General features: G+C 56.4%; 1 protein-coding gene. It reads right to left on the bottom strand.

What is annotated here, in order from left to right:
- A partial coding sequence (locus AB4Z23_RS28915) for a hypothetical protein (RefSeq protein WP_441361362.1) occupies positions 1-383 on the bottom strand: 383 nt, incomplete at both ends.

Consider the following 383-nt stretch of genomic DNA (forward strand, 5'->3'; position numbering starts at 1 on the left):
GCTTCAACTCGTCCCACGTTACCAGTTCGATATTTCCGACTTCCCGGAGGTAAAAGTCCTCTTCAACGGTCACCGCATCGCCCTGAAAGAGCGCCAGTATCGGCGGGGCTTCCGGAAGATGGAACGCATAGCGGCTGACCGGTACGTCCAAACGCTTGACAACGTTGTCGTGGAAACGGTCGAAGAATTCGTCAGCGATGGCAAAAACCGATGATGCCCCTTGCTGCATCGCCTTCACGCGGGTCAACCGGGTTTGTTCGCGTGCCTGTTCGTCCAGGATGTATCCAAGGCGGATACTTTTCTCGAGTTCAGGGGTTGGTGCTGAGACCACAATTGTCCGACCGCTCGCGCTGCAACGATAGCCGAAGGCGTCAACCAGAAGC

The sequence above is a fragment of the Agrobacterium sp. MCAB5 genome (assembly GCF_052114365.1).
Taxonomy (GTDB): domain Bacteria; phylum Pseudomonadota; class Alphaproteobacteria; order Rhizobiales; family Rhizobiaceae; genus Agrobacterium; species Agrobacterium tumefaciens.